This is a genomic window from Leisingera sp. NJS204, from assembly GCF_004123675.1.
Classification (GTDB): Bacteria; Pseudomonadota; Alphaproteobacteria; order Rhodobacterales; family Rhodobacteraceae; genus Leisingera.
The window spans coordinates 2,170,809-2,186,884 of the sequence record NZ_CP035417.1; the positions used below are offsets into that span (position 1 = coordinate 2,170,809).

17 protein-coding genes and 1 tRNA gene are annotated in these 16,076 nt (G+C 60.0%); 11 read left to right on the forward strand and 7 right to left on the reverse strand.

The window, feature by feature from the left end; genetic code table 11:
• Positions 1-11 precede the first annotated feature (11 nt).
• From rpsR to ETW24_RS10650, 5 genes are all read left to right on the forward strand, one after another.
• The gene (gene rpsR / locus ETW24_RS10625) at positions 12-239 is read left to right on the forward strand and encodes a 30S ribosomal protein S18 (RefSeq protein ID WP_005852865.1); all 228 of its coding nucleotides are present in this window, start codon (positions 12-14) and stop codon (positions 237-239) included.
• 12 nt (positions 240-251) lie between these two features.
• Entirely contained in the window at positions 252-863 is a 612-nt protein-coding gene (gene rplI / locus ETW24_RS10630) for a 50S ribosomal protein L9 (RefSeq protein ID WP_129371035.1), read from the forward strand.
• A 1,065-nt stretch (positions 864-1,928) separates the two neighbouring features.
• Positions 1,929-2,399 (forward strand): lytic transglycosylase domain-containing protein, encoded by a 471-nt coding sequence (locus ETW24_RS10640; RefSeq protein ID WP_129371037.1) that lies wholly within the window; start codon positions 1,929-1,931, stop codon positions 2,397-2,399.
• Between the two features lie 162 nt (positions 2,400-2,561).
• The gene (locus ETW24_RS10645) at positions 2,562-3,008 is read left to right on the forward strand and encodes a hypothetical protein (protein WP_129371038.1); all 447 of its coding nucleotides are present in this window, start codon (positions 2,562-2,564) and stop codon (positions 3,006-3,008) included.
• The gene (locus ETW24_RS10650) at positions 3,005-3,688 is read left to right on the forward strand and encodes an HTTM domain-containing protein (RefSeq protein ID WP_129371039.1); all 684 of its coding nucleotides are present in this window, start codon (positions 3,005-3,007) and stop codon (positions 3,686-3,688) included. Before ETW24_RS10645 ends, ETW24_RS10650 begins: the two co-directional genes overlap by 4 nt.
• A 65-nt stretch (positions 3,689-3,753) precedes the next feature.
• On the opposite strand, the gene tig is transcribed toward ETW24_RS10650, so the two are convergent.
• The 4 genes from tig to ETW24_RS10670 form a co-directional block, all read right to left on the reverse strand.
• A complete protein-coding gene (gene tig / locus ETW24_RS10655; protein ID WP_129371040.1) occupies positions 3,754-5,085 on the reverse strand; it encodes a trigger factor in 1,332 nt (443 codons plus the stop codon).
• A gap of 196 nt (positions 5,086-5,281) precedes the next feature.
• Positions 5,282-6,400, reverse strand: coding sequence for a porin (locus ETW24_RS10660; RefSeq protein ID WP_129371041.1), 1,119 nt, complete (start codon positions 6,398-6,400; stop codon positions 5,282-5,284).
• Positions 6,401-6,824: 424 nt separating this feature from the next.
• Positions 6,825-7,070, reverse strand: coding sequence for a hypothetical protein (locus ETW24_RS10665; RefSeq protein WP_129371042.1), 246 nt, complete (start codon positions 7,068-7,070; stop codon positions 6,825-6,827).
• 77 nt (positions 7,071-7,147) lie between these two features.
• On the reverse strand, positions 7,148-7,816 hold the full coding sequence (locus tag ETW24_RS10670; protein ID WP_129371043.1) for an acyl-homoserine-lactone synthase: 669 nt from the start codon (positions 7,814-7,816) through the stop codon (positions 7,148-7,150).
• A gap of 203 nt (positions 7,817-8,019) precedes the next feature.
• Between ETW24_RS10670 and ETW24_RS10675 the strand changes: the two genes are divergently transcribed.
• Positions 8,020-8,700 (forward strand): autoinducer binding domain-containing protein, encoded by a 681-nt coding sequence (locus ETW24_RS10675; RefSeq protein WP_129371044.1) that lies wholly within the window; start codon positions 8,020-8,022, stop codon positions 8,698-8,700.
• 279 nt (positions 8,701-8,979) lie between these two features.
• On the opposite strand, the gene ETW24_RS10680 is transcribed toward ETW24_RS10675, so the two are convergent.
• Positions 8,980-9,063 (reverse strand) — tRNA-Leu (locus ETW24_RS10680).
• Positions 9,064-9,278: 215 nt separating this feature from the next.
• Between ETW24_RS10680 and ETW24_RS10685 the strand changes: the two genes are divergently transcribed.
• Complete coding sequence (locus ETW24_RS10685) at positions 9,279-9,806, forward strand: Hint domain-containing protein (RefSeq protein ID WP_129371045.1); 528 nt, start codon at positions 9,279-9,281, stop codon at positions 9,804-9,806.
• A gap of 9 nt (positions 9,807-9,815) precedes the next feature.
• Here the strand turns inward: ETW24_RS10685 and ETW24_RS10690 are convergent, their stop codons facing one another.
• Entirely contained in the window at positions 9,816-11,480 is a 1,665-nt protein-coding gene (locus tag ETW24_RS10690; RefSeq protein ID WP_129371046.1) for an NAD(P)H-hydrate dehydratase, read from the reverse strand.
• A 170-nt stretch (positions 11,481-11,650) separates the two neighbouring features.
• Between ETW24_RS10690 and ETW24_RS10695 the strand changes: the two genes are divergently transcribed.
• The 4 genes from ETW24_RS10695 to ETW24_RS10710 all read left to right on the forward strand — a co-directional run bounded on the left by ETW24_RS10695 (position 11,651) and on the right by ETW24_RS10710 (position 15,759).
• A complete protein-coding gene (locus ETW24_RS10695) occupies positions 11,651-11,989 on the forward strand; it encodes a P-II family nitrogen regulator (RefSeq protein ID WP_008554830.1) in 339 nt (112 codons plus the stop codon).
• A 45-nt stretch (positions 11,990-12,034) separates the two neighbouring features.
• A complete protein-coding gene (gene glnA, locus ETW24_RS10700) occupies positions 12,035-13,441 on the forward strand; it encodes a type I glutamate--ammonia ligase (protein WP_129371047.1) in 1,407 nt (468 codons plus the stop codon).
• Between the two features lie 183 nt (positions 13,442-13,624).
• Positions 13,625-14,872 carry an Hsp70 family protein gene (locus ETW24_RS10705; protein WP_129371048.1) on the forward strand — a complete coding sequence of 416 codons (1,248 nt, stop codon included), beginning with the start codon at positions 13,625-13,627 and terminating at the stop codon, positions 14,870-14,872.
• Between the two features lie 92 nt (positions 14,873-14,964).
• Complete coding sequence (locus ETW24_RS10710; RefSeq protein ID WP_129371049.1) at positions 14,965-15,759, forward strand: lytic murein transglycosylase; 795 nt, start codon at positions 14,965-14,967, stop codon at positions 15,757-15,759.
• Here ETW24_RS10710 and ETW24_RS10715 read toward each other — a convergent pair.
• The gene (locus ETW24_RS10715) at positions 15,756-15,974 is read right to left on the reverse strand and encodes a hypothetical protein (RefSeq protein ID WP_164982731.1); all 219 of its coding nucleotides are present in this window, start codon (positions 15,972-15,974) and stop codon (positions 15,756-15,758) included. The genes ETW24_RS10710 and ETW24_RS10715 overlap by 4 nt on opposite strands.
• Positions 15,975-16,076 lie beyond the last annotated feature (102 nt).

Sequence of the window (16,076 nt, forward strand, 5' to 3'; positions counted from 1 at the left end):
GACGCTAAACCATGGCAGCCAAACCGTTTTTCCGCCGCCGCAAAGTGTGCCCCTTCTCGGGCGACAACGCACCGGCGATCGACTACAAAGACACCCGTCTTCTGCAGCGCTACATTTCCGAGCGCGGCAAGATCGTACCGTCGCGCATCACCGCCGTTTCGGCCAAGAAGCAGCGTGAGCTGGCCCGTGCTATCAAGCGCGCCCGCTTCCTCGCCCTGCTGCCCTACGCCGTGAAGTAAGGAGATAAGCACATGCAAGTTATCCTTCTTGAGCGCGTTGCAAAGCTGGGCCAGATGGGCGACGTCGTCGACGTAAAGCCCGGGTTCGCCCGCAACTTCCTGCTGCCGCAGGGCAAGGCGAAAACCGCCTCTGAGGCCAACATCGCCTCTTTTGAGGACCAGAAAGCGCAGCTCGAAGCGCGCAACCTGGAAACCAAAAAAGAGGCCGAAGCCCTGGCAGCAAAGCTGGACGGCCAGCAGTTCATCGTGATTCGCTCCGCATCGGACGCGGGCGCGCTGTACGGCTCGGTCACCCCGCGCGATGCAGCCGATGCCGCAACTGCGGACGGTTTCACCGTTGACAAGAAACAGGTCGCCCTGATCGCTCCGATCAAATACCTCGGCCTGCATTCTGTCTCCGTGCGCCTGCACCCGGAAGTCGAAGCCGTCATCAATCTGAACGTTGCCCGCTCGGTTGAAGAAGCCGAACTGCAGGCATCCGGCAAATCGATCCAGGAGCTGGCCGCCGAAGAGGAAGCCGCTGCTGAATACGAGATCTCGGAACTGTTCGACGATATCGGGTCCGCCGCGTCTGACGACGACGACGCGCCGGTTGCTGACGCCGCTGGCGAAGAAACCAACTGATCCAACCGGATCGGCGAAACAGGGAAAAGGCCGCTCGATTGAGCGGCCTTTTCTTTTTTATCTTAACAGTTTGAAAAGATGTCCTAAGTTGTAGGAACATACACCTCCCCCATAAACCTCCCGTTTGCCTTCCTTTGGCAGGATGGTGCCGGGAGAAGGATTAAAACGGGGCCGTGATATGGAAAAATCATTGGAGCAAGAGGAGCTGGCCTTGCGCCGCCGGCTGTTGTTCCGTTTGCTGCGCGGGCACAGGTTCGACACGCCGGTCTTCAAAACCGAGGCGATTTCCGACCCGGTGCCGCAGGGGATGATTAAACCTGGAAACGGGCTATTCGCGCCTTCGGGGTCTGCTGGGCAGCCCCCTTCTCAGGGCAGATCCCGGTCCGGCGGGACAAGCTCTGGAATGCCGCCAGGCTGACAATGCACAAACCTGTTGAGCGCAACAAAGGCGCACGCCTGTGCGCGAACCAACAACTGCCCGGTTTGGCACGAGCTTGTTCCAGCTCCGCCTGGTTGGCGCTGAACGACAGCAAGACGCCGGGCAAAGCAAAACCTGATGTAGGCGCTGTCCTCCGCAGGGTATTCGGCACGGCAGACGGCGCGGTTGGCAATGAGTTTAGCCTAGCCTGCACTTGGCGAACACCAACAGCAGGAAGAACCGCGGCCATCCGGCGACCGGCGCGTCGTGCGTCGGCTGGGGTGGGTGAATGGATGTTTCAGGTAAAATCCGGCGCTTATAGGGACCGCGGAAAAGTTGGGAAACAGCCGCGGCCCCCTCTGCCCGATTTGGCCAGCAGCCCCACAGGCGTGAGGGGCTAACTGCCCTGAGGGTTGTTTCTGCCTCAATGCGCATACTCAATATGTAGTAGGAAACCATATTTAACAAATGTCTAATCATTAAAGTTTGATCCAGTCGGGAGTGTTCAGCGCAGGCTTGTTTGCACCGTAGAACGTCCGCCGGATTGGCGGTTCCCTGCCGGTTGCGGCATGGCGGCGGCAGGGCGCCGTTGCAGCCTGCTGCGACGCAGTTAAGCTGGGTGTAAACACCCTATTTTCGGAGGCTGCATGACGCGCCGGAACCTTTTGATTTCCTTTTTTGCCGCCGCAAGTCTGGCGGCTTGCGCAGGCACGGCCTCACCGCCCAAGCTGGTACGGCACACGCCGCCGCTCTACCCCAATGAAACGCCCGAACTGAGACAAAAGATCAATTATTGGGCCGATCATTACGAAGTGCCGCGCAGCCTGGTGCATCGGCTGGCTGTGCGCGAAAGCACTCACCGGCCCCATGCGGTGAACCGGCCCTATTACGGGTTGCTGCAGATCCTTCCTGCCACCGCGCGCTCGATGGGGTTCAGGGGCAAGCCCCAGGACCTGCTGGACGCGGACACCAACCTGCAATTTTCCGTGAAATATCTGCGCGGCGCCTGGCTGATCTCCGACGGCAGCCAGGACCAGGCAGTCAAACATTACTCGCGCGGCTATTACCACGAGGCCAAGCGCCGCGGCATGCTCAAGGAAACCGGCCTGCGCCCCTGATCTCCAGGCTCCGCAGGCGGCCGCAGCGCCCGGCGGGGCGCTGCCCGGCCCAACGGGACGCGGTGCTTTTCGCAGAAAGGCATCAAGGACGGGCGGGAGATTTGCGCTGTAAACAGCGGGAATTTTAGCAGAATTCTAACGGTCCTCCGTTTTACTGGCGCCATGCTGTCCTTGCTGAACCTCTTGCTGCCCGCATTGATGCCGTCCTGGCGTTTCTTCAAATCGGTGGACCCGTCGCCACGGGTGGAATGGGCCATGCTTGCCAATGCCGCCAGCACGCCAGCCCAATGGCATGAATTCCGGCCGCGCCCGCAGCACCTGGCGCCCTGGGAAATGGCCTGCCGGATGCTGTGGAACCCGCGCTGGAACGAAAACCTGTTCCTGGTCAGCTGCGCGGAACGGCTGACGCTGGCGCCATCCGGCCACAGCCAGCAGGAAATCCTGCGCCGCATCACCGCCGAGCTGGAGCGCACATTGCCGCCCGCTGCCCGGCTGCCCTATCTGCAGTTCCGGCTGGTTTTTACCGACCGTGCCGAGGATGGCCAGCTGGTCAAGGCTGTCACCTACCTATCCGACCCGTTTCTGATTGCCGGGATGGCATTTGCATGAGCCTGGAGATGGCCTTGCGCATGACCGAGATCCTGCTGGCGCTCGCTTTTCTGCAGCAAAGCGCCGAACATCTGGCGGGCTTCCGGAATGAACAAGTGATTTACGGGCCCCGCCTGGTATTGTCCGGGTTCCTGCTGTTCGGCATTGCCACGCCTTGGATGCTGCTGGGACTGCTCGGAACTGGCCTCATGATCCTGCAGCGCTTCCAAGGCCCGTATAACGGCGGCAGCGACAAGATGAGCCTTCTGGTTCTTTGCTGCCTCACTGCAGCCCGCTGGCTGCCCTCCGAACAGTGGCAGGAATACGCGTTCGCCTATCTCGCCGGGCAGCTGGTGATTTGCTACTTCATTTCCGGCCAGGTGAAGATCGTGAACCCCGAGTGGCGTTCCGGCCGCGCGCTTCAGGACGTTTTCCGCTTCTCCGCCTACCCGGTCAGCGAGGACCTGCGCGGGCTGGCGGACCGCCCGCGGCTGCTGTGGGCCATGGGCTGGGCCGTGATGTCGTTCGAGGTGCTGTTTCCGCTGGCCCTGTTCAGCCGCGAGGCATTGGTGCTGGCGCTGTTCACCGCCGCGCTGTTCCATCTGGCCAATGCCTGCCTGTTCGGGCTGAACCGGTTCTTCTGGATCTGGCTGGCCGCCTATCCGTCCTTGTTTTGGCTGCAGGACCGGGTTGTTCTGTAAGGCCGGCCGCAACGAAAAAGGCCGCCCCAAAGGCGGCCTTTCCGTAACGCGGTCGGCAGAGAGGATTACTCCTCGTCCAGCGCCTCGACAGCTTTCTGCAGATCGTCCTTGGAGACTTCTTTCTCCGTAACCTTCGCCTGCTCGACGATGTGGTCGACAACCTTGTCTTCAAACAGCGGCGCGCGCAGCTGCTGCTGCATCTGGGCGTTCTGCTGGATGAATTCAAAGAACTGGCGTTCCTGGCCCGGATACTGACGCGCCTGCGCCATGATCGCCTGGGTCATTTCGGCGTCGGTCACTTCGACTTCGGCTTTCTGGCCCAGCTCGGCCAGCAGCAGGCCCAGGCGCACGCGGCGCTCGGCCAGGGTGTTGTGCTCGTCGGTGGTTTCGATCTCGGGGTGATCGTGGCCTTCGACTTCCGGGTTGTCCTCGTGCCACAGCTGATGCGCGATCTGCTTGGCTTCGGCCTCGACCAGCGACGGCGGCAGGTCAAAGGAGACCAGAGTGTCCAGCTGGTCCAGCAGCGCACGCTTCATCACAGCACGTGCTGCACCGGCATATTCGGCTTCCAGACGCTCGGTGATCTGGGCTTTCAGCGCATCCAGATCGTCAGCGCCGAATTTGGTGGCCAGTTCGTCGTTGATCTCGGCCGCTTTCGGGGCTTTCACCTCTTTCACGGTGCAGGAGAACACGGCTTCTTTGCCTGCCAGATGCTCGGCGCCGTATTCTTCCGGGAAAGACACGGTCACGTCTTTTTCTTCACCGGCTTTGGAGCCGATCAGCTGCTCTTCAAAGCCAGGGATAAAGGAGTTGGAACCCAGAGCCAGCGGGTAGTCGTCGCCTGCGCCGCCTTCAAAGGCTTCGCCGTCGATCCGGCCGACGAAGTCGATCACAACCTGGTCGCCGTCTTCCGCAGCCGCACCGTCTTCGCGGGCTTCGAATTCCTTGGCAGTGTCTGCCAGGTTGGTCAGCGCTTCGGTGACGGCTTCTTCTTCTGCCTTTACAACCAGCTTTTCCAGCTCAACACCGGAGAAATCGACCTCGGGGATTTCCGGCAGCGCCTCGTAGGCCAGCTCGACGTTGACGTCGTCGCCTTCTTTCCAGTCTTCGTTGGTCATTTTCACGTCGGGCTGCTGCGCCGGACGGTCGCCGCTGTCCTCGAAGTGCTGGTTCATGGCGCCGTCAACGGCTTCCTGCATGGCTTCGCCGATCAGGCGCTGGCCGAACTGCTTTTTCAGCAGTGCCATCGGCACCTTGCCCTTGCGGAAACCTTTCATTTCGACTTCCGGCTGTGCTTCGACGAGCTTGTCGTTGACCTTCGCGTCCAGCTCGGCAGCCGTGACGGTGATGGCGTAGCCGCGTTTCAGACCTTCGTTCAGCGTCTCGGTGACCTGCATCCTATACCCCATAGAGATTCGGGGCGCGTGCGCACAGGCGCCCCCAGACAATTTGCGGTCTTCTATTTCCCCCGGCGCCCCGGCGCAAGAGGCATTGCCGGTTTACCGCGCAATCCCGCGGATTTCCGGGCCGCACAACAGAAAAACACGCCCGCAAAGGGGCGTGTTTTCCGTTCTGCAACCGAGGGAGGAAGGTTCAGAACTTCCAGCGGGCACCGGCCAGGATCACATTGGCATCCTGATAGGTGGCGGCGCTGGTATCAGCATAGGAATAGTCACGGTAGGCCAGATAGGTTTCGACATTGTAAGCGTCGATCTTCTGGACCGCGGCAATGCCCCAGGACTCGGCGCTGTCACCGGCGGTCACCATGTCCGAACCATCGTAGTAATCAACCGAGAACGCGGTGGAGCCCGCCGCGATCAGATCCGCCTTATAGCCCAGCTTTGCATAGGCATAGGTGCCCGCAATGTCGCGCTCGCCCGCAGCCAGGTTCAGCGACAGGCCGGTTGCCTTGTGCAGCACTGCGAAGGAGCCGGAAATATCGCGCTGGTCGGCCTTGCCGGTTTCTTCGGTCCAGGAGGCGCCGATGCCGCTGTCGATGGCAAAACCTGCCGCGTCGTCATTGGCCCAACGCACCGCCACGTCATAGCTTTCGCGGTCGTTTGCGTCCTTCAGCACGTCAGTGCCGTAAGAGGTGGACAGGGTGAATCCCGCAAGTTCCGGGGTGTCATAGCGGACCCGGCCCAGACGGCCGCCGTCCAGATCGGTGAAGGCATCGCCGATATCCACACCGCTGAGAGCGCCGCCGGTGGTGCGGAAAGCATAGCCGCCCGCGGAGTCGGCAACAGAGTTGGAGGCGCCAAGGCCGGTGCCCGAGAAATCCGCGCCGGTGATGCCGTCGGTTGCCATCGAGCCCTGACCTGCCGAGAAGCGGCCATAGCTGGCAGTGTCGAACTGGAAATCAACATGGCGGATGTTGGTGCGGTCCCAGCTGATGTTGTCGCCGGTGGTCAGCTGGCTGACCCCGTCGGAGCCGCGAAAGCCAAAGGCAGTCTCGAAGCGGAACCGCAGAGTGTTTTCGCCATAGGCCTGCTCAAGTTCAAAACCGATGCGCGAATTTGACGCCGCGTTGTCCACCAGGCGGTTAAAGTCTTCCTGCCCGTCGTCAAAAGACTGGAACGACGGGTTGAATTGCCCGTACCAGCGGAAGCTGCCGCCGGTGTCATTGGTGTAAGTCGGGCCCGCAAATGCCGGGGCTGCAAGCGCTGCTGCCAAAGTGGCCGCACCTGCGCGCGCTGCAAATTTAATGCTCATTTTCTTCAGGTCTCCTGTTCCGTCAGCCGCATGTCTCTCCATCCCTGAGACCGCCGCTTGAGCCAGGAGCTATCACGCGTTTTTTTGCCCCTTCAGGGTTGAAAATTCATCCCGGTACCAGGAGAAATGAATAGGCGAAATTTCGCCCACGGCAACTTTCAGCCTGCAAGAAACCGCCTATGAACAATATGTTAGGTGAAGAAGATCACTTTCACCCAATCGCCAGGCTCAGAGGGGGTATGCAATTTCTGCAACCCTGCGCACACGCTCATTACTGCAATTATTTTTGCACAGGACAGCGCAGCGGAGTCTGGCAAAAAAATGCCCCGGACAACCAGGGCATTTCAGTGCGCCGGGTCCCGCAAGGATCAGAACTTCCAACCTGCGCCCAGATGCACCTAGAAGGCCGGGCCAGCGCTTATGGCTAGCCGAAGGGGCTTAGCCCGGCTATCACTATCCAGCTGTCCAGCGCATCGCGCAATGTGGCGCCGCGTGCGGAAAACCCGTGCAGCTGAACAGACCACCGGCTTTCAGGCGCAGCTGTCTGTTCCCCGCGCACCAGCCTGACTTCGCCGCCCATCATGACAAATTGAGACGCCCGCGGGATGCCCTGAAGCTCGGACAGGATACGCCAGTCGGAAATACTTTGCTGAGTGTTTAATTTTGACATGCGGGAGTGCTCGGATTTCCGTCTGAGGCCATGAGTGCCGTCGAGGCTGTGCTGTCTGCGAAAAAACAGAAAGCTCTTCACGCTTCGCTGCTTCTGGGCTGGGGCACATCGGCAGAATAAACGCGGTACTTGCCGTTTTGATCGCCCCTTAGCGGGCCAAGCGGGACGACATTTGCAAAGCCTGAGGACTTGGCAAGCCGTGCGACAACCGGCGGAGACAGAAACACAAAACGTTCTCCGCCCAGCTCCTGCAGGAATGTCCGCAGCCGCTGCAGCACCAGCTGCCCTGCACCCGCGGCACCATTCGATGCAAACCTGGTGAGTTCCCAGACCGCGGGATCGCATGGCGGCTCTTCATCACACAGGTCCGTGGGCAGCCCTGGAAGCATGCCGCGGACCGCATCACGCACCATGTAAGTCATTTCGGATCTGCTAGGATGGCGGCCCCCGCGATCTGTGCGCAGCAGCCTCGCGCCGGCCAGCGCTTCGCCTGTGGCAGGATCAAATGCGATAATGTAGTAGGCGTCCAGATGGTCGTACTGATCCAGATCGCTTCGGCAGGACAGCCACACGCGCCAGTTTTTGCCTTCCGCAAACACGCTCTTGCGCAACGACATAAAGGCATCCAGCACATCCTGATCGGGACTTCTCAGTGACTTTGGCAGCCGCACCGGATCAAACCGGACAACCATAGTTTCAATACCCGTTCCGGCCTTGGCTTCGCTCCTGGCGTATCCGTTTTGCATAAATGTATCTCCAGTACAGGTTTCGACCTTCCCTGCTCAGAAATTACACCTAAAGGTAGATTCCCGGTTGTCTACAACTACCTTGCTGTTGCATTCTATTTGCAACTCTGGTCACATCAAATGCGACCTAGGTTGCGGGTAAGGCAACCGAGGTTGCCGGCAGAGAGACTTAAGTCGCAAGTCATTCGGGGTGGAAGATTGAGATGCCAAAATCTGTAATTACAACGAATCTGCCCTCGGACGGAGCAAACAGCACGAAGATTGCCGAGGCTTTTTCGGCCTGCAGGTCCGCGATCAACGAAGCAAGCACCACGGGTTTCACCCTCATGGTCAACTTTTCAATCATGGGGTATGAGCACTTTGAATGTTCCTTCCACGAAAAATGGAAGGAACAGTATGACCGGGAAAACTACTTCCTTCATGACCCTGTATTCAATTGGGCACTGAAGAACGAAGGCGCCATACGCTGGTCGGCCATTCAGCTGCCCGATCCTCTGCAGATACTCGAAAAGTCTCAGCGGTATGACTTGGTGTTTGGCGCTGCCTTTGCGGCTCTGACGGGATCAAAAAGATCGATGGTGTTTGTTTCCCGGCAGGACAGGGAGCTTTCGGATACCGAGATGCGCAGGCTGAGCATGGTTGTCACGGAGTTTTTTGACTCGCTGCTTCCCCCCCCGTCCCTTTCCGGGAAAGAACTGGAGATGCTGCGTCTGCATATCCAGCAGGAGATGTCTTATGATGAGATCGCCGAGCAGTTCACGCTTTCTCTATCAGCAGTGAAAACCAGCTTTCTGCGGATGCGGCAAAAGTTCGGCTGCAAGTCCACCGCGCGGCTCGCCTATCTGGCCAAAGAGCGCAACCTGTTTGGGGTAGAGCCGCCCTAACCTGTTGACCGGAATCAATAAATAATCCGGAGACCGTTTCAGAACGAACAATGCAGATTTCCAGGAATTTCACCAAAGCTGCCGCTCTCGTATATCACAGGATCCGGCACCTTGGAGTCGATCCTGCCGCCCGCTGTAATGAGAACAGGCCAAGCAAAGGCAGCTATCCAAGACGGCCCAGCCACACCGGAACATAGTAAGAATAAATTCAAGGGTATAAAACATAGCGCAGAACACTCGGCGCGCTAAGTTTGTAAAAATTCATCTGTAAAATCAAATTGGTGCGGGTGAAGGGACTCGAACCCCCACGCCATAGGCGCCAGAACCTAAATCTGGTGCGTCTACCAATTCCGCCACACCCGCACGCACACAAAATGCTTTGTGTGACGCGGTGACTATCAAAGGACAGCGGCGGATGCGAGCGGAAAACGCGTCCTCGGGCGCCATGTGCAAAACAGCAACAATCCGTCCGCATAATTGCAACAATGAACAGGCTTTCGCCGGAAAAGGCTGGGCCTGGAATCCGGTTCTGGCATAGATTCACAAAAAAGTCTGAGGCAGACAGAGCGAGTAACAACATGAAACCGTTTGGTAATGCGGCATTACGCGCGCAATTGGCGATGCGCGGCCAAGCACAGCCCCGGCGCCTGTATCAGGGCAGCCAGAACATCAGCCTGCTGCGCGGCACCCTGGTACTGACCCGCGAGGGCGAGCGCGCAGCGGAAGAAGTTAAAGCAGGCGGCAGCCTCATCACCCGCACCCAGGGCATGGCCCGGGTAGAAGCGGTCCGCACCCGCCGCGCCATGCTGCAAGCCGTATGCATTTCTGCCGGATCGCTTGGCGACACCCGCGCAGACAGCGACTTGACCGTCCCTTGGGACCAGCGGATCCTTGTCCGTGATTGGCGTGCCAAGGCAATGTTCGGCCAGCCGCAGGCAGTGGTGCCGGCCTATGAGCTGGTGGATGGCGAATTCATCCGTGATCTGGGTCTGCAGATGATGGATCTGACGATCCTGGAGTTTTCCCGCCCGCATGTGATTTATGCAGGCGGGTTGGAACTGGCCGCGGCCGCCGCACCGGACGAAGATCTGCGCCCGGCGGCCTGAGCCGGAGCGTTACAGCCCCAGCCTGCGGAACACCGCGGGGACCTGCTCTGGCAGGTCCTCGGCAATCAGTCCGGGGCCGAATTCCAGCGCGCATTCCACATGGACATAGGCGGCAGTTTCGGCGGCCTGCATTGGAGAGAACCCGCGCGCCATCAGCCCGGTGATGAAACCTGCCAGCACATCGCCCGACCCGGCGGTGGCCAGCCAGGGCGCGGAACGTTCGTAATGGGCTGAGTTGACCGAGCAGCGGCCGTCCGGCGCGGCAATCACCGTATCCGGCCCCTTGAACAACACCACGCAGCCCGCGCGTTTTGCCGCATCCCGGGTCGCATCGACCTTGGAATAGGCCGGGCCTGCGACGGCAGGCGCATTCAGCTTTTCCGCGAGGTCCGGGAACAGCCTGGCAAATTCGCCTCCATGCGGGGTGATCACACAGTCTTCATGCAAAGCCTCAAACAGCACCTCCGGCTTCATCTCGAACCGGGTAAGCGCATCTGCATCCAGCACGGTTGCCCGTTTTTCCTTCAATGTGGCGAACACCATCGCCTGCGTATCCGCGCCGCGCCCCATACCGGGACCAAGGCAAATAGCGCTGAGCCGTTCGTCTTCCATCAGCTCCACCAGCCCATGTGCTCCGTCGATCTGGCGCAGCATGATGGCGGTGAGATTGGCAGCATTTTCAAACATCGCCGAGCGCGGTGAGCCGACAGTGACCAGCCCGGCCCCGATCCGCAAGGCTCCGCGGGCGGCCAGCCGCGCGGCGCCGGTTTTGCCATGGCCGCCGGAGAGGACGAGGGCGTGGCCGTGGGAATACTTGTGCTCTTCTCTATTTTTGGGCAGTAAATCTGACCGCCGGTGATCTACGAGGTTTACAAAACCCTCGCCGCTCGTCCCGCCGCACTCATTCATTCCAAGGAAATCATCTTGCTTGGCCAGAAAGCCCTTCCTGGCTTCAAACCCGGCCAGCCCAATATCTACAGTGCGCAGGCTCCCGCAGTAACCCGGCCCATCGTCAACGAAATGCCCAATACGGGGTCTATGGAAAGTGACTGTAAGCCAGCTCCAGTTACCACCATATTCCAGGCACAAAGCACGGCCACTGTTCAAGCAAAGACCCGTTGGCGCATCAACCGCTACCATCCGGTTCAAAGTTCTGCCCTCGGTGTATAGTTTGGTCAGCGGCTCAAGGACAGAACTGTCCGGTGCACGCGACAATCCGGAGCCAAAAATTGCATCCACGAAAAGGCTCCCTTCCGCGTTACCTACAGCTTCCATACTCCACGGCTGTACAGTGCCCGCAGCCAAACGCTCATAATTCACCTTCGCGTCCGGCGGCAGCTTGTCCGGGTCTCCATACAGAAACACCTCCACGTCCCAGCCGCGCTCCTTCAGCAACCGGGCGACCACAAACCCATCGCCGCCATTATTGCCAGGCCCGCACAGCACCACGGTCCGCAGCGGTTTTTCATCTTTCTCCAAATACTCCGGGGAGTGCGAGGGGCCGGCCCCTCGCCCGCTTTCAACAGGCTCCGCAAGTTCCGGCCACTCCTCAAAGATGGCCTCAACCACCCCCTGACCGGCCCGCTCCATCAGTTCAAGGCCTGTCACTTCGCCGGTTGCGATGGCGGCCTGTTCGATGGCCCGCATCTGGGCGGCGGTCAGCAGTTCGGTCATTTCGTCTTCTTTCCCGATTCAATTTTGCGCAATCCTTGGGCGCAGCGCTTAATTTTTAGGCGGTGACGATCAAATCCTGGCCACAATTGCCGCAGCTGCAGCCTCGCGCATTGCTGCCTTCATTTAGAAGTGAAATGACACCCTCAACAAGCTTGCGAGGAGCCATTCCGATGAAAAAGATCGAAGCCATCATCAAGCCTTTTAAACTGGATGAGGTGAAGGAAGCGTTGCAGGACGTCGGCGTGCAAGGCCTTTCAGTGATCGAGGTCAAAGGCTTTGGCCGTCAGAAGGGCCACACCGAGCTGTACCGCGGTGCTGAATATGTGGTCGACTTCCTGCCCAAGGTGAAGGTGGAAGTGGTGCTGGACGACGATCAGGTCGACCAGGCGATCGAGGCCATCGTCGATGCCGCCAAGACCGACAAGATCGGCGACGGCAAGATTTTTGTCTCGCCCGTCGAGCAAGCTATTCGCATCCGCACCGGCGAAACCGGCCCGGACGCATTGTAAGTTAACAGCAAATCTCCAAGACATCTCTAAAGAAGGACTAAGGGAATGAGCGTAGACGCAGTTCTCAAGACTCTCCGTGAAGACGACGTCGCCTATGTCGACATCCGTTTCACCGACGTGCGCGGCCGCCTGCAGCACGTGACCGTGGACGTGGACCTGGTCGACGAAGACTTCCTCGAAGAAGGCTTCATGTTCGACGGCTCCTCGATCGCCGGCTGGAAGTCGATTGAAAACTCCGACATGAAACTGATGGCCGACACCACGTCCGCCTATATCGATCCGTTTTATGCCGAGAAAACCCTCTGCATCCATTGCTCGATTGTTGAGCCCGACACCGGCGAAGCCTATGAGCGCGACCCGCGCGGCACCGCCCAGAAGGCTGAAGCCTACCTGAAGTCCTCCGGCATCGGCGATGTGGCCTATATGGGCCCCGAAGCGGAATTCTTCCTGTTCGACGACGTGCGTTACTCCAACACCATCAACAAGGTGTCCTATGAGGTCGACGCAACCGACGGCTCCTGGAACACCGACGCCGAGTTTGAGATGGGCAACATGGGCCACCGCCCGGGCCTGAAGGGCGGCTACTTCCCGGTCAACCCGACCGACGAAGCGCAGGATCTGCGTTCGGAAATGCTCTCGACCATGAAGCGTCTGGGCATGAAGGTCGACAAGCACCACCACGAGGTTGCCTCCTGCCAGCACGAGCTGGGCCTGATCTTTGACAGCCTGACCAAGCAGGCAGACGAGCTGCAGAAGTACAAATACGTGATCCACAACGTGGCGCACGCCTATGGCAAATCGGCAACCTTCATGCCGAAGCCGATCTATGGCGACAACGGCTCCGGCATGCACGTGAACATGTCGATCTGGAAAGACGGCAAGCCGCTGTTTGCAGGCGACAAATATGCTGATCTCAGCCAGGAAGCGCTGTATTTCATCGGCGGCATCCTGAAGCATTCCAAGACCCTGAATGCCTTCACCAACCCGTCCACCAACTCCTACAAGCGCCTGATCCCGGGCTTTGAGGCCCCGGTTCTGCGCGCCTACTCTGCCCGCAACCGTTCCGGCTGCGTGCGGATCCCGTGGACCGAAAGCCCGAAAGCCAAGCGCGTCGAGGCCCGCTTCCCCGATCCGGCGGCAAACCCCTACCTGTGCTTTGCAGCACTGCTGATGGCCGGCCTGGACGGCATCCGCAATAAGATCGATCCCGGCGAAGCCATGGACAAGAACCTGTACGATCTGCCGGCCGAAGAGCTGGAAGGCATCCCGACCGTCTGCGGCAGCTTGCGCGAAGCGGTTGACGCGCTGGCCGCCGACCACGACTTCCTGCTGCAGGGCGACGTGTTCACCAAAGATCAGATCGACGGCTATATCGAGCTGAAAATGGAAGAAGTGCACAAGTATGAGCACACACCCCATCCCGTCGAATTCGGCATGTACTACAGCTGCTAAGCTGCACAGCCGTGACTTTGAAAGGGCGTCCTTCGGGGCGCCCTTTTACTGTTTCATGAGCGTGCTCAGTGGATCGGGGTTTTCCTCCGCCCCGCGCTTCTGGCGGCAGTGCTGCTTTTTCTTGCTCTTGTATTGCGGCTGCTGTATCCCGGCCCGCTCCCGCCTGTGAAAGGAGCCTTTTCCATGACTGCCCCCAACACCCTTGGTATCGACTTTGGCACCTCCAATTCGGCGGCGGGGATTGCCGTGGCCGGCCGGCCCTGGCTGGTTGAGATGGAACCTGGCGAGCAGACCCTGCCCACCGCTGTGTTCTTTGACGAGGACAGCCGCAGCATGCGGATCGGCCACAGCGCCACGCGGGCGCTGATCAACGGTGACGAGGGGCGCTTCATGCGCGCCTTGAAAAGCCTGCTGGGCACACCGCTGCTGCATGAGGAACGGCGGCTGGGCGGCGAGCGGATCAGTTTCGGCACCCTTATCGCCCGCTTTCTGGCCGAGATGAAGCAGCGGGCCGAGACGGCGACGCATATGGAATTCACCCATGCGCTGTCCGGCCGGCCGGTACGGTTTCATTCCAAGGACGAGGACCGCAATATCCAGGCCGAAAAGGACCTGCGCGCCTGTTACCTGGAGGCAGGCTTTCAGGACGTGCTGTTCCTGTTTGAGCCGGAAGCCGCCCTGCGCGCTGCAGCACCTGCGCCGGGCTGCGGGCTGATTGTCGATATCGGCGGCGGCACCTCGGACTTCACCGCCTTTGAACAGGACGCAAACGGCGCCACCCGCATCCTGGCTTCGCATGGGGTGCGGCTGGGCGGCACTGATTTTGACCGGCAGCTGAGCATCCACCATGTCATGCCGCTGCTGGGGCGCGGCAGCCAGATCCGCAACAGCTTTGGCGGCGGCACCCTGCCTGCGCCGAACCGGCTGTTCAACGATCTGGCCACCTGGCAGATGATTCCTTTCCTTTACAGTCCGGAAAGCCGCCGCGCCGCCAAGGATCTGGCCGCCAATGCGGTTGAGCCGGACAGGCTGGCCCGGCTGGTTGACGTGCTGGAAGATGAGCTGGGCCACGAGCTGGCCTTTGCGGTTGAGCGTGGCAAGATCCAGGCCAACACGGCAGGCGGCGCGGCGGCGATTGATCTTAAGCTGCTGCAGCGCGGCCTGTCCGTACCGCTGCCCGCCGCAGAAATGAACCAGACACTGGCAGAACAGACCGCTGCCATCGGGGCCTGCGCTGCCGAGACTCTGGCGCAGGCCGGTCTTCCTGCAGCCAGCGTGGACCGGATCGTGCTGGTCGGCGGCTCTTCGCTGCTGGGGGCGGTTCAGGCGCAAATGCGCAGCATCTGTTCAAACGCCCGCGTTGAAACAGGAAATGCCATGACAGCGGTGGCGGACGGGCTTGCCCTGGCCGCCGGAACAGCCTTTGCTTAGGTAAATGGGAACCATGCACGGCTTTTCCCGTTAGACACGCGCGGCCAGCACGTTAGGCTGAAGGCTACGAGCCACATTTGAGAGATTCTTTCATGCGCCGCCTGCTGGCCCCTGCCCTGATTTCCGCCCTGCTAGCTTCCCCTGCCCTGGCCGCGCCTTGCGGCAATACCTCATCCGGGTTTGACGCCTGGAAGCGGGACTTCCAGAACGAGGCCAAGCGCGCAGGTGTGCGTAAGGCGGGGCTGCAGGCGCTTGCGGCCGCGCAATATGCCCGCCGCACCATTTCTGCTGACCGCAACCAGAAGAGCTTCAAATACTCGCTGGAGAAATTCATGCAGATCCGCGGCTCGGCAACCATCGTGGCGCAGGGCCGCAAGCGAAAGGCGCGCAACCCGGACTTCTATGCCGCACTTGAGCGTAAGTACGGCGTGCCCGCCGGCGTTCTGATTGCAATCCACGGGATGGAGACCGCGTTCGGCAACTATATGGGCGACAGCCAGGTGGTTTCCGCCATCGTGACGCTGACCTATGATTGCCGCCGCTCCGATTTTTTCCGTCCGCATGCGCTGGGGGCGCTGAAGCTGGTGGACCAGGGCGCCATCACCCCGGCCACGCTGGGCGCCAAGCACGGCGAGCTGGGCCATACCCAGTTCCTGCCCGGCAATGCGCTGCAATACGGGGTGGACTGGGACGGCAACGGGCGGGTGGATTTCTACAATATGGGGGATGCGATGGCCTCCACCGCCAATTACCTGCGCCAAAAAGGCTGGAAGCCCGGCAAGGGATACCAGCAGGGCGAGCCGAACTACCGGGTTCTGAAGCAATGGAACGCCGCAACTGTTTATCAGCAATCGCTTGCAATCATGGGGCGGCAGATCGACGGCTAAGCCGCAACCAGGCAAATATCAGGCAAGGTTGCTGCCCGCTCCTTTGGCTGTTTTGCGGCTGCCTTCTTGACCGCCAGGAACAGTGAAGATGATTCCCGCGTCATTGTAGGCTCTAGGGCATCAATGTGTCCGCCGGCCGCCGCAATTGGGCCGTAATCCAGCCATCCAAATCGAGCCCCTCGAATTAAATCAATTAAAAACAAGAGCTTCAACAACACCCTGTTTCCTGCAACTCTGTTCACGCTGTTTCGCAGGACGCCGTGTTTTCCGCCCCACTTTCAACTCGTTCAAATTTTATCCTTCTTTTATCGGCACCC

Bases quoted from the DNA above. Each gene is read 5' to 3' on its own strand.
- rpsR (WP_005852865.1), top strand. From the start codon at position 12: ATGGCAGCCAAACCGTTTTTCCGCCGCCGCAAAGTGTGCCCCTTCTCG.
- ETW24_RS10695 (WP_008554830.1), top strand. From the start codon at position 11,651: ATGAAAAAGATCGAAGCCATCATCAAGCCTTTTAAACTGGATGAGGTG.
- ETW24_RS10650 (WP_129371039.1), top strand. From the start codon at position 3,005: ATGAGCCTGGAGATGGCCTTGCGCATGACCGAGATCCTGCTGGCGCTC.
- ETW24_RS10690 (WP_129371046.1), bottom strand. From the start codon at position 11,480: ATGACCGAACTGCTGACCGCCGCCCAGATGCGGGCCATCGAACAGGCC.
- ETW24_RS10705 (WP_129371048.1), top strand. From the start codon at position 13,625: ATGACTGCCCCCAACACCCTTGGTATCGACTTTGGCACCTCCAATTCG.
- ETW24_RS10640 (WP_129371037.1), top strand. From the start codon at position 1,929: ATGACGCGCCGGAACCTTTTGATTTCCTTTTTTGCCGCCGCAAGTCTG.
- ETW24_RS10645 (WP_129371038.1), top strand. From the start codon at position 2,562: ATGCTGTCCTTGCTGAACCTCTTGCTGCCCGCATTGATGCCGTCCTGG.
- ETW24_RS10670 (WP_129371043.1), bottom strand. From the start codon at position 7,816: ATGCAAAACGGATACGCCAGGAGCGAAGCCAAGGCCGGAACGGGTATT.
- ETW24_RS10675 (WP_129371044.1), top strand. From the start codon at position 8,020: ATGCCAAAATCTGTAATTACAACGAATCTGCCCTCGGACGGAGCAAAC.
- ETW24_RS10660 (WP_129371041.1), bottom strand. From the start codon at position 6,400: ATGAGCATTAAATTTGCAGCGCGCGCAGGTGCGGCCACTTTGGCAGCA.
- ETW24_RS10710 (WP_129371049.1), top strand. From the start codon at position 14,965: ATGCGCCGCCTGCTGGCCCCTGCCCTGATTTCCGCCCTGCTAGCTTCC.
- ETW24_RS10685 (WP_129371045.1), top strand. From the start codon at position 9,279: ATGAAACCGTTTGGTAATGCGGCATTACGCGCGCAATTGGCGATGCGC.
- tig (WP_129371040.1), bottom strand. From the start codon at position 5,085: ATGCAGGTCACCGAGACGCTGAACGAAGGTCTGAAACGCGGCTACGCC.
- ETW24_RS10665 (WP_129371042.1), bottom strand. From the start codon at position 7,070: ATGTCAAAATTAAACACTCAGCAAAGTATTTCCGACTGGCGTATCCTG.
- glnA (WP_129371047.1), top strand. From the start codon at position 12,035: ATGAGCGTAGACGCAGTTCTCAAGACTCTCCGTGAAGACGACGTCGCC.
- rplI (WP_129371035.1), top strand. From the start codon at position 252: ATGCAAGTTATCCTTCTTGAGCGCGTTGCAAAGCTGGGCCAGATGGGC.